Here is a 13082-nt window from a genome sequence, read left to right as displayed (position 1 = left end):
GCGTCCTCACCGGCACCCGGCCCCAACCCTCCCGCCCGCCCCCTTCGCACCCGATGGAGACCCCGATGACCTCCGTGATCGACCAGATCGACCGTGCGCTCGACATGACCGGCGCCATCGTCAAGGGCATCAGCGACGACCGGCTCGCGGCGCCTGCCCTCTGCCCCGGCTGGGACGTACGCACCGAGCTGAACCACCTGGTCGGCGGCATGCGCATCTTCGCCGCCGAGCTGACCGGGACCGACCCCGGCGGCGCCCACGAGGACGACTGGCTCGGCGCGGACCCGGCGGCCGCCTACGCTCTCGCCGCCGGCCTGGACCGGGCCGCCTGGCACCGCCCGGGCGCCCTGGACGGCACCGCGCGGCTGGGCTTCGGCACCGTCTCCGGACCGATGGCCGCGCTCATCCACCTCACCGAGGTCCTCGTGCACGGCGCCGGCCTGGCGCTGGCCACCGGTCAGGAGCGGCTCGTCGAGGACGAGCCCTGCGGCGAACTGCTCGGCGTCATGCTGGGCATGGACTTCGACGCCTTCCGCCGTCCGGGCATGTTCGGGCCGCCGGCGCCCGCCGCCGATGACGCCCCCGCCCATCGGCGGCTCCTGGCCTTCCTTGGCCGAGATCTCACTCAGCACTGACCCCTCCCGCGCCCAGAAGCGGTGCACGGCAAGACGAGGAGAACGGGAAGGGCCTACCCGGCGCGGGCCGCGGAAGGCTCCTCGACCCGGCTGTGCCGCCGCCCGTAGGCGAAGTACAGCACGATGCCCAGGGCCATCCAGACCAGGAACCGCACCCAGGTCTCGACCGGCAGGTTCAGCATCAGGTAGAGGCAGGCGAGCACCGACAGGACGGGCACCACGGGCACCAACGGCGTGCGGAACGCCCTGGGCAGGTCGGGCCGCGTCCGCCGCAGGATCATCACCCCGGCCGAGACCAGGATGAAGGCGAACAGCGTCCCGATGTTGACCAGCTCGGCCAGCGCGGACAGCGGGATGAACCCGGCCAGCAGCGCGGTGACCACGCCGATGATGATCGTGATGCGGTAGGGGGTGCCGAACCGCGGGTGCACGGTGGCCAGGCCGCCGGGAAGCAACCGGTCGCGGCTCATGGCGAAGAAGATGCGGCTCTGGCCCAGCATGAGGATCATCACGACCGTGGTCAGACCGGCGAGCGCGCCGATGCTGATGATGGTGGCGAGCCAGTCCTGGCCGACGACACGGAAGGCTCCGGCGAGCGGGGCCGAGCGGCTGAGCCGGTTGTACGGCTGCATCCCGACGACCACCAGCGAGACCGCGACGTACAGGACGGTGCACACGGCCAGGGAGGCGATGATGCCGATCGGCAGGTCGCGCTGGGGCCTGCGGGTCTCCTCGGCGGCGGTGGCCACCACGTCGAAGCCGATGAAGGCGAAGAACACGACGGCCGCCCCGACGAACACCCCGAGCAGGCCGTAGGCGACCGGGGTGATGCCGAAGACCACCTGGATCAGGGGCGCCTTGAGGCCGTGCACGGCCGGGGTCGGCTGGGCGTCCGGGACGAAGGGGGTGTAGTTGGCGCCCTTGACGAAGAACAGGCCCGCGACGATGACCAGCAGGACCACGGCCACCTTGACCGTGACGATGACCAGGTTGAACCGCGCGGACAGCTTGATGCCGGCCACCAGCACGGCGGTCAGCGCGAGCACGACGACGACGGCGGGCACGTTGAACGTCGCGTGCTCGCCGGCGAGGGAGTCCGGCAGGTGCACCCCGAGCGTCGCCATCAGCTCGGAGAAGTACCCCGACCAGCCGACGGCGACGACCGCGGCGCCGAGCGCGAGCTCCAGCATCAGGTCCCAGCCGACGATCCACGCGGGGAACTCGCCGATGGTGGCGTAGGAGAAGGTGTAGGCCGACCCGGCGACCGGCACGGTCGAGGCGAACTCGGCGTAGCAGAGCGCCGCGAGCGCGCAGACGACGCCCGCGACGACGAACGAAAGCGCGACGGCCGGTCCGGCGGTGTCGCGGGCGACCTGGCCGGTCAAGACGAAGATGCCGGTGCCGACGATCACTCCGACCCCGAAGACGGTCAGGTCCAGCGCGCTCAGGTTGCGCCGGAGCCGGTGCTCGCCCTCGGTGTCCTCGATCGACCGTTCAACAGACTTCGTCCGGAAAATCGACATCCGCGCCCCTTTTCCTCGACAACCGCCCGAGGACGCCTTCCCCTGAAAGCGCAGGTCATGCCTACCGTTACCTCAAATGTGGTCGAATGTGAGCACATGTCAGGCAGCCGTGGCCTTGCGGCCCGGCGTTCCCCGTTTCAGGGGTTCCCGTTTCACCGGTGCGCGCCCGGCGCGGGGGCCGGGTCTTACCGCTCCTCCACGGGCGGCGCCGGTCGGGCCCGGGGGCGGGAGCCGTGCGGACGTTCACCGAGGTCATGAGGGGCGGGCCGTCGGCCGCCGGGGGGGCGGCCGGGGTGGGGGGTCACCGTGCGGGGTCGGCCTCCAGGGCGGGTGAGCGCCGTGCGACGGCTTCGGTGATCGCGCGGGCGAGGTCCTGCCCGGTGAGGCCGATCTCGGCGAGGATCTTGGCCCGCTTGGCGTGGTCGAGGAACCGCTGCGGGATGCCGAAGGTGCGCACCGGGACGTCGACCCCGGCGTCCCTGAGCAGGCGGGCGACGGCGTCGCCGACCCCGCCGACCCGGCCGTTGTCCTCCACCACGGCGACCAGCCGGTGGGCCGCGGCGGCCTCGGCCAGAGCCTCGTCCAGCGGCTTGACCCAGCGCGGGTCGACCACGGTGGCCGAGATGCCCTGCGCGTCCAGCAGCACGGCGGCGTCCAGGGCGGGCTGGGCCATGGCACCGGCCGCGACCAGCAGCACGTCGGCGTCCTGGCCGCCCGCGCGCAGCACGTCCATGCGGCCCAGGCGCCCGGCGGCGGGGATCTCGGGGCCGAGGGCGCCCTTGGGGAAGCGCACCACGGTCGGGCCGTCGTCGATTTCGACGGCCTCGGCGAGCAGTTCGCGCAGCCGGGCGGCGTCGCGCGGGGCGGCGATCGACAGCCCCGGGACGACCTGGAGGATGGACATGTCCCACATGCCGTTGTGGCTGGGCCCGTCGTCCCCGGTGACCCCGGCGCGGTCGAGCACGACGGTGACCGGCAGGCGGTGCAGGGCGATGTCCATGAGGAGCTGGTCGAAGGCCCGGTTGAGGAAGGTGGCGTAGACGGCGACCACGGGGTGCAGCCCGCCGAGGGCCAGGCCGGCGGCGCTGGTGAAGGCGTGCTGCTCGGCGATGCCGACGTCGTAGGTGCGGTCAGGGTAGGCCTCGGCGAAGGCGGCCAGGCCCGTGGGGTGCAGCATGGCCGCGGTGATCGCCACGATGTCGCGCCGCTCGGCGCCGAGGCGCACGAGCTCCTGGCCGAAGACGTTGGTCCAGCTGTGCGGCTTGGGCTGCTCCTCGCCGGTGAGGGGGTCGAACGGCGCGGGCGAGTGGAAGCGGTCCTCGTCGTGGTTCTCGGCGTGGGAGTAGCCGTTGCCCTTGATGGTGAGGACGTGCACGATGACCGGCCCGCGGAAGGCGCGGGCCTTGCGCAGCGCGGCCTCGACGGCCTGCTCGTCGTGGCCGTCGATCGGGCCGACGTACTTCAGGCCGAGGTCCTCGAACATCACCTGGGGCGCCAGGACGTCCTTGATGCCCTTCTTGACGCCGTGCAGCGTCTCGTACAGCGGCGGGCCGACCACGGGCACCCGGCTGAGGTTGTGCTTGACGGACTCCAGCAGGTGTTCGTACCTCTGGGTCATGCGCAGGGACGCCAGGTGGGAGGCGAGCCCGCCGATGGTGGGCGAGTAGGACCGGCCGTTGTCGTTGACCACGATGACCAGCGGCAGGTCGGGGTCCTTGGCGTGGCCGGCGATGTTGTTGAGCGCCTCCCAGGCCATGCCGCCGGTCAGCGCGCCGTCGCCGATGACCGCGACGACCGTGCGGCCGGCCTCGCCGCGCAGCTTGTAGGCCTTGGCGAGGCCGTCCGCGTAGGACAAGGCGGTGGAGGCGTGGGAGTTCTCGATGACGTCGTGGTCGGACTCGGCCTGGCACGGGTATCCCGACAGGCCGCCCTCCTGACGCAGGGTGTCGAAGTCGCCGGAGCGGCCGGTGAGCATCTTGTGGACGTAGGCCTGGTGGCCGGTGTCCCACAGGATGCGGTCGCGCGGGGAGTCGAAGACCCGGTGCAGCGCGATGGTCAGCTCGACGACGCCGAGGTTCGGGCCGAGGTGGCCGCCGGTGCGGGAGGTGATGGACACGAGCAGGTCGCGGATCTCGGCCGCCAGGGCGGGCAGCTCGCCGACCTCCAGGCGCTTGAGATCTCCCGGACCCTTCACCGATTCCAGCAGGCCGGCCTTGTCCGCGCCCGAACCTTCGGTTCGCTGGGTCCGCTCGCTCACGGAATCATCTCCTCCGCCTCTTACCGACGCCCGTCGAGTCTATTCACCGGAGGGGTCCGCCCCTCCGGCTCGCCCCCAGGGTCCCACCCCTGCGGCGCCTTTGGGACATGCACGGAAAACCTCCACAACTTGTCCACATTAGATCGGTTTTACGCCAAGCGCGCAGCTCGCGTACCCTCACGGAACCATGCGAACTTCGTCGCTGCCTGTGCTGTTCATGCTTATTGCCGGATTGATCGTCGGCAGTGGGCCGGCCGCCGCCGCCCAGGCCGCCCACCCGGCCGCCTACCCGGTCGGCGACACGGGCGTCCTGACGCGAAATCCGCTGTACACGACGGGCCGCCTGCCGTGGAGCTCCTGCCCGGAGCGGCCGGTGCGGCCCGGCGACGTGGCCTCGGTGCGCGCCTACCTCGCGCCGCTGCTGCGGTGCCTGGACGCCGTGTGGGCGGTGCAGCTCCAGAAGGCCCGCATCCCGTTCAGCACGCCGACTGTGAGGTTCATCACCAAACCCGAGCGGACGTGCGGCGACAAGTGGGGCCACGACGTCCAGGCGCTGTACTGCGGCCGCGACCGGCGGATCACCGTGCTGCTGGACAAGGACAGCGTGGCCACCCCTCAGGACCTGTTCCTGCTGGACGTGATCGCCCACGAGTACGGCCACCACGTGCAGTACCTGGCCGGCATAGCCCGCGCCTACGACGGGATGGACAGCCGCGGCAGGGCGGAGGCCGAAGAGCAGGACCGCAGGCACGAGCTTCAGGCCGAGTGCCTGGGCGGGGTCTTCATCGGCGGCGTGTGGCCCTCCCTGAAGCGCACCGGCGCGGAATGGAAGGACCTGCTGGCCATCGAACGCCGCAGCGGCGACGAGAACTACAAGGTGCGCGACCACGGCAAGGGCGCCAACATCGCCGGATGGCTGGACCGCGGCTTCCGCGCCGCCTCGCCCTCCGCCTGCAACACCTGGAGCGCCTCGGCGTCCGCGGTCTCTTGAGACGGGCCACCGGACGCGATCTGCCTTATTTATCGGCCCTTACGCATACATAGCGGCTACTCTCCTCTGCTGTGATCAGTCGAAAGCGCTCCACCACGCTGTCGGCCGGACTACTTGCGGGTATCTGCCTCGCGGCCTCGGCGCCGGGCATTCCCGCGACAGCGGCGTCCTACCCGGTGAAGCGCGCCGCGCTGACCCGCAGCCCCCTGTACACCTCCGGAAGGCTCCCCGCGGCGCGGTGCCCGGAGAAGCCCGTGACACCCGGCAGCGTCGCCTCCGCCAAGAGATACGTGCTGCCGCTGCTGGACTGCCTCGGCGCGTCGTGGAAGACCCAGCTCGCCAAGGCGCGCATCCGCTTCTCCGAGCCGGGTGTGCAGTTCATCACCCGGCCGGGGCGCGTGTGCGGGCACAGCTGGCCCAAGAACGCCCAGGGACTGTACTGCCCCTCGCAGCGGCGCATCGTCGTCATGCTCGACAAGCACCTCACCCGGCAGGCCGAGGACCTGTTCCTGATGGACGTGATCGCCCACGAGTACGGCCACCACGTGCAGAACCTGTCCGGCATCGAGGCCGCGTTCAACGGCCTGGCCTACCGCGGCAAGCCGGAGTACTACGAGCAGTACCGCCGCCTGGAACTGCAGGCCGAGTGCTTCGCCGGGGCGTTCATCGGCAGTGTCTGGGACTCCCTGGACCGCACCTCCGACGACTGGGACTATCTGCTGGAGGCCACCCGCGAGAGCGGCGACGAGCGCACCAAGGTGCGCGACCACGGCAAGGGGCGCAACATCGCCAACTGGCTGAGCCGCGGCTTCAAGGCCGCCGGCCCCGGCGCCTGCAACACCTGGGGCGCCGGCGCGGCGATGGTCGCCTCCGCGCCCGCGTAGCCCGGACGCCCCCGCTCAGGCCCCGACTCGGGCCAGGGCGTCCAGGGGGTCGGCGAGCACCTTGGCGAACGCCAGCTCGGCCGCGCCCACGAGGGTGGTGTCGTCGCCGAGCATCGGGGTGCGCAGGCGCAGGGTCTCGCGGGAGGCGTACAGCACGTCCGTGGTGATGCGGCTGCGCACCTGCGCCGCCGCCCCCAGGTAGATTTCGCGCAGCATGCCGCCGAAGATGACGATCTCGGGGTTGAAGATGTTGACCAGGTTGGCCACGCCCAGGCCGAGCCAGTCGCCGACGCGCGCCAGCGCCTCCTGGGCGATGCTGTCGCCCCGGTCGGCGGCGTCCACGACCGCGCGCACGGCGTCGCGCCCGATCTGCGGGCCGAACCGGCCGGCGGCCTCCAGCAGCGCGCGCTCCCCCACCTCGGCCTCCAGGCAGCCGTGCGACCCGCACCCGCAGGGCCGGCCGCCCGCGTTGACCACCATGTGGCCGACCTCGCCGCCGTAGCCGCCGTGCCCGCCGAGCAGCTGGCCCGCGGTGATGATGCCGCCGCCGACGCCGACGTCCCCGTGCAGGTAGATCAGGTCACGGCTTCCGACGCCGACCCCGCGGGCCTGCTCCGCGAGCGCGCCCACGTTGGCGTCGTTGCCCACGACGACCGGCACCCCGAGCCCCAGCCTGCGTTCCAGCTCCTCGCCCAGCGGAATGTCGAAGACCCCCAGGTTGGGACTGAAGCGGACGAACCCATCAGAGTGCCGCACCCCACCGGAGAAGGCCACGCCCGCGCCGACGCACACGGTGTCGGAGCGGGTCTTGCCCAGCATCTGGCCGGTGAACGCGACCAGGCGCTCGACCTCGTTCTCCATCGCGAACACGCCGCGCCGGCGGGTGGTCTCGCACCGGTCGAGTATCACCCCGCCGAGCCCCACCCGCGCGGCCACCAGGCGGTCGACCCCGATGTCGTACGCGAGCACGTACACGCGCGCCGACTCGGGCCGCACCACGAGGGAGGGGCGTCCGGCCCTGCCGGTCTCCCTGGGCAGCTCCTCCCGCACCAGGCCCGCCGCCGTCAGGTCGGCGGTCAGGGCCATGATGGTGCTGCGGTTGAGCCCCATCCGCGTGGTCAGCTCGGCGCGGGACGTCGGGCCGCCCAGGTGCACGTGACGCAGCAGGGCTCCGAGGTTGTGGCGGCGGATCTCCTCCTGCGAGGGTCCCGCGCGCATCATCGGCGTTCCTCTGCTCGTTGCTCGTCCGGTCCGGGTGGGGGGTCAGGTGGCACCGGACCGGCGATCACCTGAGCCCAGAGGCGGCCGCCCGCTTGCGCGACAGCGCGTCGACCCCGGCGGCCAGCAGCAGCACCAGCCCGGTGACGATGTACTTGACGCTGGCGCTGTAGCCCATCAGGCCCATGCCGTTGTTGATCACGGCGACGACGGCGCCGCCGAGGATGGCGTCCAGCACCCGGCCCTTGCCGCCGAACAGGCTCGTGCCGCCGATGACCGCGGCGCCCACGGCGAACAGCAGCACGTCGCTGCCGCCCGTGCTCGGGTCGACCGAGCTGGCCTGGGAGGCCAGGATGATGCCGCCGATCGAGGCCATGCCCGAGCAGATGACAAAGGCGCTGACCCGGATGCGGTCCACGTTGATGCCCGCGCGGCGGGCCGCCTCGGCGTTGCCGCCGACCGCGTAGATGTGCCGCCCGTAGGCGGTGCGGCGCAGGATGAACGTCCAGAAGATCAGCAGGGCCAGCACGACGGGCACGACGATCGGCACGCCCTTGAGCGACACCAGCAGGGCGTTGCGGCTGCGCTCGAGGTTCAGCGCGTAGACGGCCAGACCGCCGAGGATCGCCAGGGCACCAACCCTGACGGCGATGATGCCGGCGGTGTCGGCGGCGAGCCCGCGCCCGGCGCGGCGGCGCGCCCGTACGACCTGGATGGCGGCGTAGACCACGACGCACACCACGTAGAGGATCCAGCCCAGGGACGTCGGCAGGTTCTTGTTCTCGATCGCGATGATCACCGGATCGCGGATGGCGATGTTGTTGCCCTCGTTGACCAACACCAGCAGCAGCCCCTGGAAGCCCAGGAAGGCGGCCAGGGTCACCACGAACGAGGGGATGCCGAGCTTGGCGACCAGCGCGCCGAGGATCAGTCCGATCACGACGCCGGTGAGGATCGCCGCCCCGACGCTGATGTACCACGGCTGCCCGTTCTGGGTCATCATCACCGCGAGCACCGCGGCGCACACGCCGCTGGTGTACCCGGCCGACAGGTCGATCTCGCCGAGCAGCAGGACGAAGACCAGCCCCATGGCGATCATGCTGATCGCGGCGCCCTGGGTGAACAGGTTGGCGAAGTTGATCGCCGAGAGGAACACCGGCCGCAGGATGGCGAAGGCCGTGCACAGGACCAGGAGCCCGAGGATGGCGGGCAGCGCGCCCATGTCACCGCCCCGCACGCGTCCGATGTAGGCGCGGGCGTTGCCGCTGACGCTCGGGGCCGGCGCCGCGGTCTGCTTGCCGGGAACCATCGTCGTACTCATGCGGTGACTCCGTTGACGTTCTGCAGGCCGAGCTCGCCACTGCGTCCCGAGGTGATCAGCTCGACGACCTGTGAGTGGGTGACATCGGACGCCTTGACCTGGGCGGCCATCCGGCCCAGGTAGAGCGCCGCGATGCGGTCGGAGACGGCGAAGACGTCGTTCATGTTGTGGGAGATGAGGATCACGGCCAGGCCGTTGTCGGCCAGGCGGCGCACCAGCTCCAGCACCTGGGCCGTCTGTGCGACGCCGAGCGCCGCGGTCGGCTCGTCCAGGATGACGACCTTGCTGTTCCACAGCACGGCCTTGGCGATGGCCACGGTCTGCCGCTGGCCGCCGGACAGGCTCGACACGTGCTGGCGGATCGACTTGACGGTGCGCACCGAGAGGCTGTCGAGCGTCTTGGCCGCCATCTCCTCCATCGTCGCCTCGTCCAGCACCAGGCCGCTCTTCTTCTCGCGGCCGAGGAACATGTTCTGGACGATGTCGAGGTTGTCGCAGAGGGCGAGGTCCTGGTAGACGATCTCGATGCCGAGGTCGGCGGCCTCGCGGGGGCTGTTGACGTGCACGGGCCTGCCGTCGAACAGGAACTCCCCCGCGTCGGCCGTGTAGGTGCCGCCGATGCACTTGACCATGGTGGACTTGCCTGCGCCGTTGTCGCCGACCAGGGAGGTGACCTCGCCGGCGTAGGCCGAGAAGGCGACATTGTGCAGGACCTGCACGGGACCGAAGCTCTTGTCGAGCCCCCGGATCTCCAGGACGGGTTGGGATGACACGTTGCTCCTCAGGGACTGACGGTACGTCACCCGCATCCCCGCGGGGAGGCCCCTTGCCGGGACCTCCCCGCGGGAGCGTGAGCCGTGCCGAACCGCGGTTCTACTGGACTCCGGCCTCGGTGCACTTGGCGGCGTACTCGCCCTTGCACAGTTCGTCCTTGGTGACGAACCCGTCCGCGACGACGTCCTTGACGTTCTCGAAGGTGACCGCGAGCGGGTCGAGCAGGACGGCGGGGACGTCCTGGCCGGTCTGGGTGTCCTTGGTCGTGCCGCTGACCGAGGGCTTCTCCCCCTTGGCGAGCGCGACGGCGAGCTGGGCCGCGGCGTCGGCCTCCTTCTTGACCGCCTTGTAGACCGTCATGCACTGGTCGCCGACCAGGATGTTCTGCAGGCCCTGGACGCCGGCGTCCTGCCCGGTCACCGGGACCTTGCCGTTGAGCTTCTGCTTCTTCAGCACGGTGATGGCCGCGTTGCCCAGGTTGTCGTTGGCCGCGAGCACGCCGCCGATCTTGGGCTCGGAGGTCAGCATCTGCTCGAAGATCGTGTTGGCCTTGCGCGGGTCCCAGTCGGGAACCGACTGGTCGGGACCCTTCTTGTAGTCGCCCGAGTCGTACTTGGGCTTCAGGACGCCGTCGTAGCCCTCCTTGAACTGCGTGGCGTTGTTGTCGGTGGGCGAGCCGTTCAGCTCGGCGATGATGGGCTTGTCGACCTTCTTGTCGGTCAGGCACTTCACCAGGCCCTCGCCCTGCAGCTGGCCGACCTTGACGTTGTCGAAGCTGACGTAGTACGAGGCGCCGCCGCCGAGGGTGAGGCGGTCGTAGTCGATGACCGGGACGCCCTGGCCCTTGGCCTTGTCGATGACGGCCTTGCCGGTGCCGCTGTCGAGGTTGACGATCAGCAGGACGGTGGCGCCGCTGGTGATCATCTGGTCGGCGATCGTCTGGAACGCGGTCTTGTCGTTCTGCGCGTTCTGGATGTCGTACTCCACCCCGGCGGCCTTGAAGGCCTCTTCGAGGTACTTGTGGTCCGCGGTCTCCCAGCGGGGCGAGGACTTGCTGTCGGGCAGGATGACGCCGATCTTGCCCGCCGGCTTGGCGGCGGCGGACGACGCCGGGGCGCTGCCGCTCGGAGCCGCGCCGGAGTCACCGCTGTCGCCCCCGCAGGCGGTGAGACCGAGAGAGAGCGCCGCCGCGGCGGCGGTCAGGCCGAGGATCCCCTTGCGCATGGATGCACCGGGTCCTTTCTACAGAGATGGCCACTGACGGCGTGGCACGGGGGTCTGTTCGGGAGGTGCCCGGCCGAGCTCTGACCGGGGATGGCACGGCTGTCACCGGGTCGCGGATTTTGCCGTTTCCTTGAATGTTGTTTGCGGCAACGTATTCCGTCCCGGAGCCGGATACCAGACCTGGAAGGGTCAAGATTTGTTGTCTCCGGTAACAATCGGGAAACGCGCCCTTAACTGCCCAGGCTCTGCCCGATCAACACAAGAGCTGACATGGCGGCTACCGCGAGGATTCCCGCCCTGACCCGGCCGCCGTCCAGGAACCGCCGCAGCGGGCCGGAGACGGCGAAGCCCGCGACCATGAACGGGATGAGCACGGCCCCGGCCACCGCCGACCGGGCGGGCAGCTTGCCGACGGCGGCGAGCAGGGCCAGCGACTGCGCGGCCGACAGGAAGAAGTACAGGGCGAGCGTCGCCCGGATCTGCGGCCCCTTGGCGTGCTGGTAGACGATGCCCATGGGCGGGCCGCCGATGCCGGTCGCCGTGCCGGTGATCCCCGAGATGAACCCCGCGCCGGCCAGCGTGGCCCCGTTGCGCGGGACGGCGACCGCCGAGGCGGTGACCGCCACCGCGACCAGCACCATGAGGCCGACGAACAGGCCGAGAACGCGGGTGCTGACGTACACGACGACGAGGGCGCCGAGGGCGCTGCCCGGCAGCCGGCCGAGCAGCGCGAACCCCAGCCCCCTCCAGTCGACCCTGCGCCACTCGGCGGCCAGGGTGAACAGCGGCAGCGTCACGTTGACGATCTGGACGGCCCCCGGCATCACGCTCGGATCGAGCACCGTGATCAGCGGCGCGGCCACCAGGCCGAGGCCGAAGCCCACCCCTCCCTGCACGATGGCGCCCACGAACACCGCCACGCCGGCGACCAGCACGTAAAAGCCCTCGACACCCATGCGTGGCACAGTAGAGGCAGGCCGCCCACCCGCCGCAACGGATTATCGGCCGCCCGCAACCGCTGATCGGGGCCTTGCGGAGGTCACCAGGCGACCGGGAGCCGGTGCACCCCGTAGATCGCCATGTCCGACCGCGTCGCGACCTGCTCGGGTTCGATGGCCAGGCGCAGGCCGGGGAAGCGCCGCAGCAGCGCGGGATAGCCGACGCGCATCTCCGCGCGGGCGAGCTGCTGGCCGATGCACTGGTGGACCCCGTGCCCGAAGGCCAGGTGCCCGGTCGCCGGGCGGGTGACGTCGAAGGCGTCGGGGGCCGGGAACTGCGCGGGGTCGCGGTCGGCGGCGGCGACCGACACCGTCACCGTCTCCCCCGCCCTGATCATGTGGCCCTCGACCAGGACGTCCTCGGTGGCCGAGCGGAGCAGGCCGATGTGGATGATGCTCAGGTAGCGCATCAGCTCCTCCACCGCGGCCCCGGCCCGGCGGCCGGGGTCCTCCCGCAGCGCGGCGAGCTGCCCGGGGTTGCGCAGGAGCGCGAAGGTGCCGAGCGCCAGCATGTTGGCGGTCGTCTCGTGGCCGGCGATCACCAGCAGCATCGCCACGCCGGCGATCTCCTCCTTGGTGAGCTGCCGGGTCGCCACCAGGTTGCCGATCAGGTCCTGCGCCGGCCGCGCCCGTTTGCCGTCCACCAACTCCAGCATGAACCGCATCAGCTCGTCCTTCGCCCGGCGGACCATCTCCGGGGTGGAGGCGAGATCGAGCATCACCTCCGACTGCCGCTGGAAGTCCTCCTGCGCCTCGACGGGCACCCCGATCAGCTCGCAGATCACCAGGGAGGGCAGCGGCAGGGCGAACGCGCGCACCAGGTCGGCCGGCGGGCCGGCCTGCTCCATCCCGTCCAGCAGGTCCTCGGCGATCTGGGCGATCCTCGGTTCCATCTCCTTGGCCCGGCGCAGGGTGAACTGGCCGGTGAGCAGTTTGCGGACGCGGGTGTGCTCGGGCGGGTCCTGGTGCAGGAAGAAGCCGGGCACGTCGGCGAACATCGCCTGGGTGAGCCGCCCGCCGACCGGCGGGTGCAAAACCTTAAGGTCGGTGCTGAACCTCGGGTCGGCGAGCACGGCGCGCGCGGCGGCGTAGCCGGTGACCAGCCATCCCACGTGCCCGTCGGCGTACAGCATCGGCCGGATCGGGCCCTCCTCGCGCCACCGGGCCAGCTCCCCGGGCGGGTCGAAGGGGTTCGGGCGTTCGAGGGAAAGGGTAACCGGCCGTGACATCGCGTGCGTCATGATGCGCTCCTCCCTT

Annotated in this window: 11 protein-coding genes; 3 read left to right on the top strand and 8 right to left on the bottom strand. The window is 71.1% G+C overall.

What is annotated here, in order from left to right:
• Positions 1–65: 65 nt before the first annotated feature.
• Positions 66–635: a TIGR03086 family metal-binding protein gene (locus ACWEN6_RS02495; RefSeq protein ID WP_452568602.1), complete on the top strand. Its 570-nt coding sequence runs from the start codon at positions 66–68 to the stop codon at positions 633–635.
• A 53-nt stretch (positions 636–688) separates the two neighbouring features.
• On the opposite strand, the gene ACWEN6_RS02490 is transcribed toward ACWEN6_RS02495, so the two are convergent.
• Complete coding sequence (locus ACWEN6_RS02490; RefSeq protein WP_354919659.1) at positions 689–2158, bottom strand: amino acid permease; 1470 nt, start codon at positions 2156–2158, stop codon at positions 689–691.
• A 301-nt stretch (positions 2159–2459) separates the two neighbouring features.
• Complete coding sequence (dxs, locus tag ACWEN6_RS02485) at positions 2460–4364, bottom strand: 1-deoxy-D-xylulose-5-phosphate synthase (RefSeq protein ID WP_452568790.1); 1905 nt, start codon at positions 4362–4364, stop codon at positions 2460–2462.
• A gap of 238 nt (positions 4365–4602) precedes the next feature.
• On the opposite strand from dxs, the gene ACWEN6_RS02480 reads away from it, so the two are divergent.
• Positions 4603–5406: a neutral zinc metallopeptidase gene (locus tag ACWEN6_RS02480; protein ID WP_452568601.1), complete on the top strand. Its 804-nt coding sequence runs from the start codon at positions 4603–4605 to the stop codon at positions 5404–5406.
• A gap of 71 nt (positions 5407–5477) precedes the next feature.
• Positions 5478–6290: a neutral zinc metallopeptidase gene (locus ACWEN6_RS02475; RefSeq protein ID WP_452568600.1), complete on the top strand. Its 813-nt coding sequence runs from the start codon at positions 5478–5480 to the stop codon at positions 6288–6290.
• Positions 6291–6305: 15 nt separating this feature from the next.
• Here ACWEN6_RS02475 and ACWEN6_RS02470 read toward each other — a convergent pair whose 3' ends face one another.
• The 6 genes from ACWEN6_RS02470 to ACWEN6_RS02445 all read right to left on the bottom strand — a co-directional run bounded on the left by ACWEN6_RS02470 (position 6306) and on the right by ACWEN6_RS02445 (position 13066).
• The gene (locus ACWEN6_RS02470; protein WP_452568789.1) at positions 6306–7508 is read right to left on the bottom strand and encodes an ROK family transcriptional regulator; all 1203 of its coding nucleotides are present in this window, start codon (positions 7506–7508) and stop codon (positions 6306–6308) included.
• Between the two features lie 67 nt (positions 7509–7575).
• Complete coding sequence (locus ACWEN6_RS02465; RefSeq protein WP_452568599.1) at positions 7576–8829, bottom strand: sugar ABC transporter permease; 1254 nt, start codon at positions 8827–8829, stop codon at positions 7576–7578.
• Positions 8826–9602, bottom strand: coding sequence for an ATP-binding cassette domain-containing protein (locus ACWEN6_RS02460; RefSeq protein WP_452568598.1), 777 nt, complete (start codon positions 9600–9602; stop codon positions 8826–8828). The genes ACWEN6_RS02465 and ACWEN6_RS02460 overlap by 4 nt, the downstream gene beginning before the upstream one ends.
• A 100-nt stretch (positions 9603–9702) precedes the next feature.
• Complete coding sequence (locus tag ACWEN6_RS02455; RefSeq protein ID WP_452568597.1) at positions 9703–10827, bottom strand: sugar ABC transporter substrate-binding protein; 1125 nt, start codon at positions 10825–10827, stop codon at positions 9703–9705.
• Positions 10828–11057: 230 nt separating this feature from the next.
• On the bottom strand, positions 11058–11783 hold the full coding sequence (locus ACWEN6_RS02450; RefSeq protein WP_452568596.1) for a sulfite exporter TauE/SafE family protein: 726 nt from the start codon (positions 11781–11783) through the stop codon (positions 11058–11060).
• Positions 11784–11866: 83 nt separating this feature from the next.
• Entirely contained in the window at positions 11867–13066 is a 1200-nt protein-coding gene (locus tag ACWEN6_RS02445; RefSeq protein ID WP_452568595.1) for a cytochrome P450, read from the bottom strand.
• Positions 13067–13082: the final 16 nt, after the last annotated feature.

This window comes from Sphaerisporangium sp. NPDC004334 (assembly GCF_053602655.1).
The sequence above is the reverse complement of the archived record's forward strand: the minus strand, read 5'-3'. Positions and strand labels throughout refer to the sequence as shown.

Excerpts from the sequence above, each read along its gene's own strand:
- ACWEN6_RS02495 (WP_452568602.1), top strand. The coding sequence starts at position 66 with ATGACCTCCGTGATCGACCAGATCGACCGTGCGCTCGACATGACCGGC.
- ACWEN6_RS02490 (WP_354919659.1), bottom strand. The coding sequence starts at position 2,158 with ATGTCGATTTTCCGGACGAAGTCTGTTGAACGGTCGATCGAGGACACC.
- ACWEN6_RS02480 (WP_452568601.1), top strand. The coding sequence starts at position 4,603 with ATGCGAACTTCGTCGCTGCCTGTGCTGTTCATGCTTATTGCCGGATTG.
- ACWEN6_RS02470 (WP_452568789.1), bottom strand. The coding sequence starts at position 7,508 with ATGCGCGCGGGACCCTCGCAGGAGGAGATCCGCCGCCACAACCTCGGA.
- ACWEN6_RS02465 (WP_452568599.1), bottom strand. The coding sequence starts at position 8,829 with ATGAGTACGACGATGGTTCCCGGCAAGCAGACCGCGGCGCCGGCCCCG.
- ACWEN6_RS02455 (WP_452568597.1), bottom strand. The coding sequence starts at position 10,827 with ATGCGCAAGGGGATCCTCGGCCTGACCGCCGCCGCGGCGGCGCTCTCT.
- ACWEN6_RS02450 (WP_452568596.1), bottom strand. The coding sequence starts at position 11,783 with ATGGGTGTCGAGGGCTTTTACGTGCTGGTCGCCGGCGTGGCGGTGTTC.
- ACWEN6_RS02445 (WP_452568595.1), bottom strand. The coding sequence starts at position 13,066 with ATGACGCACGCGATGTCACGGCCGGTTACCCTTTCCCTCGAACGCCCG.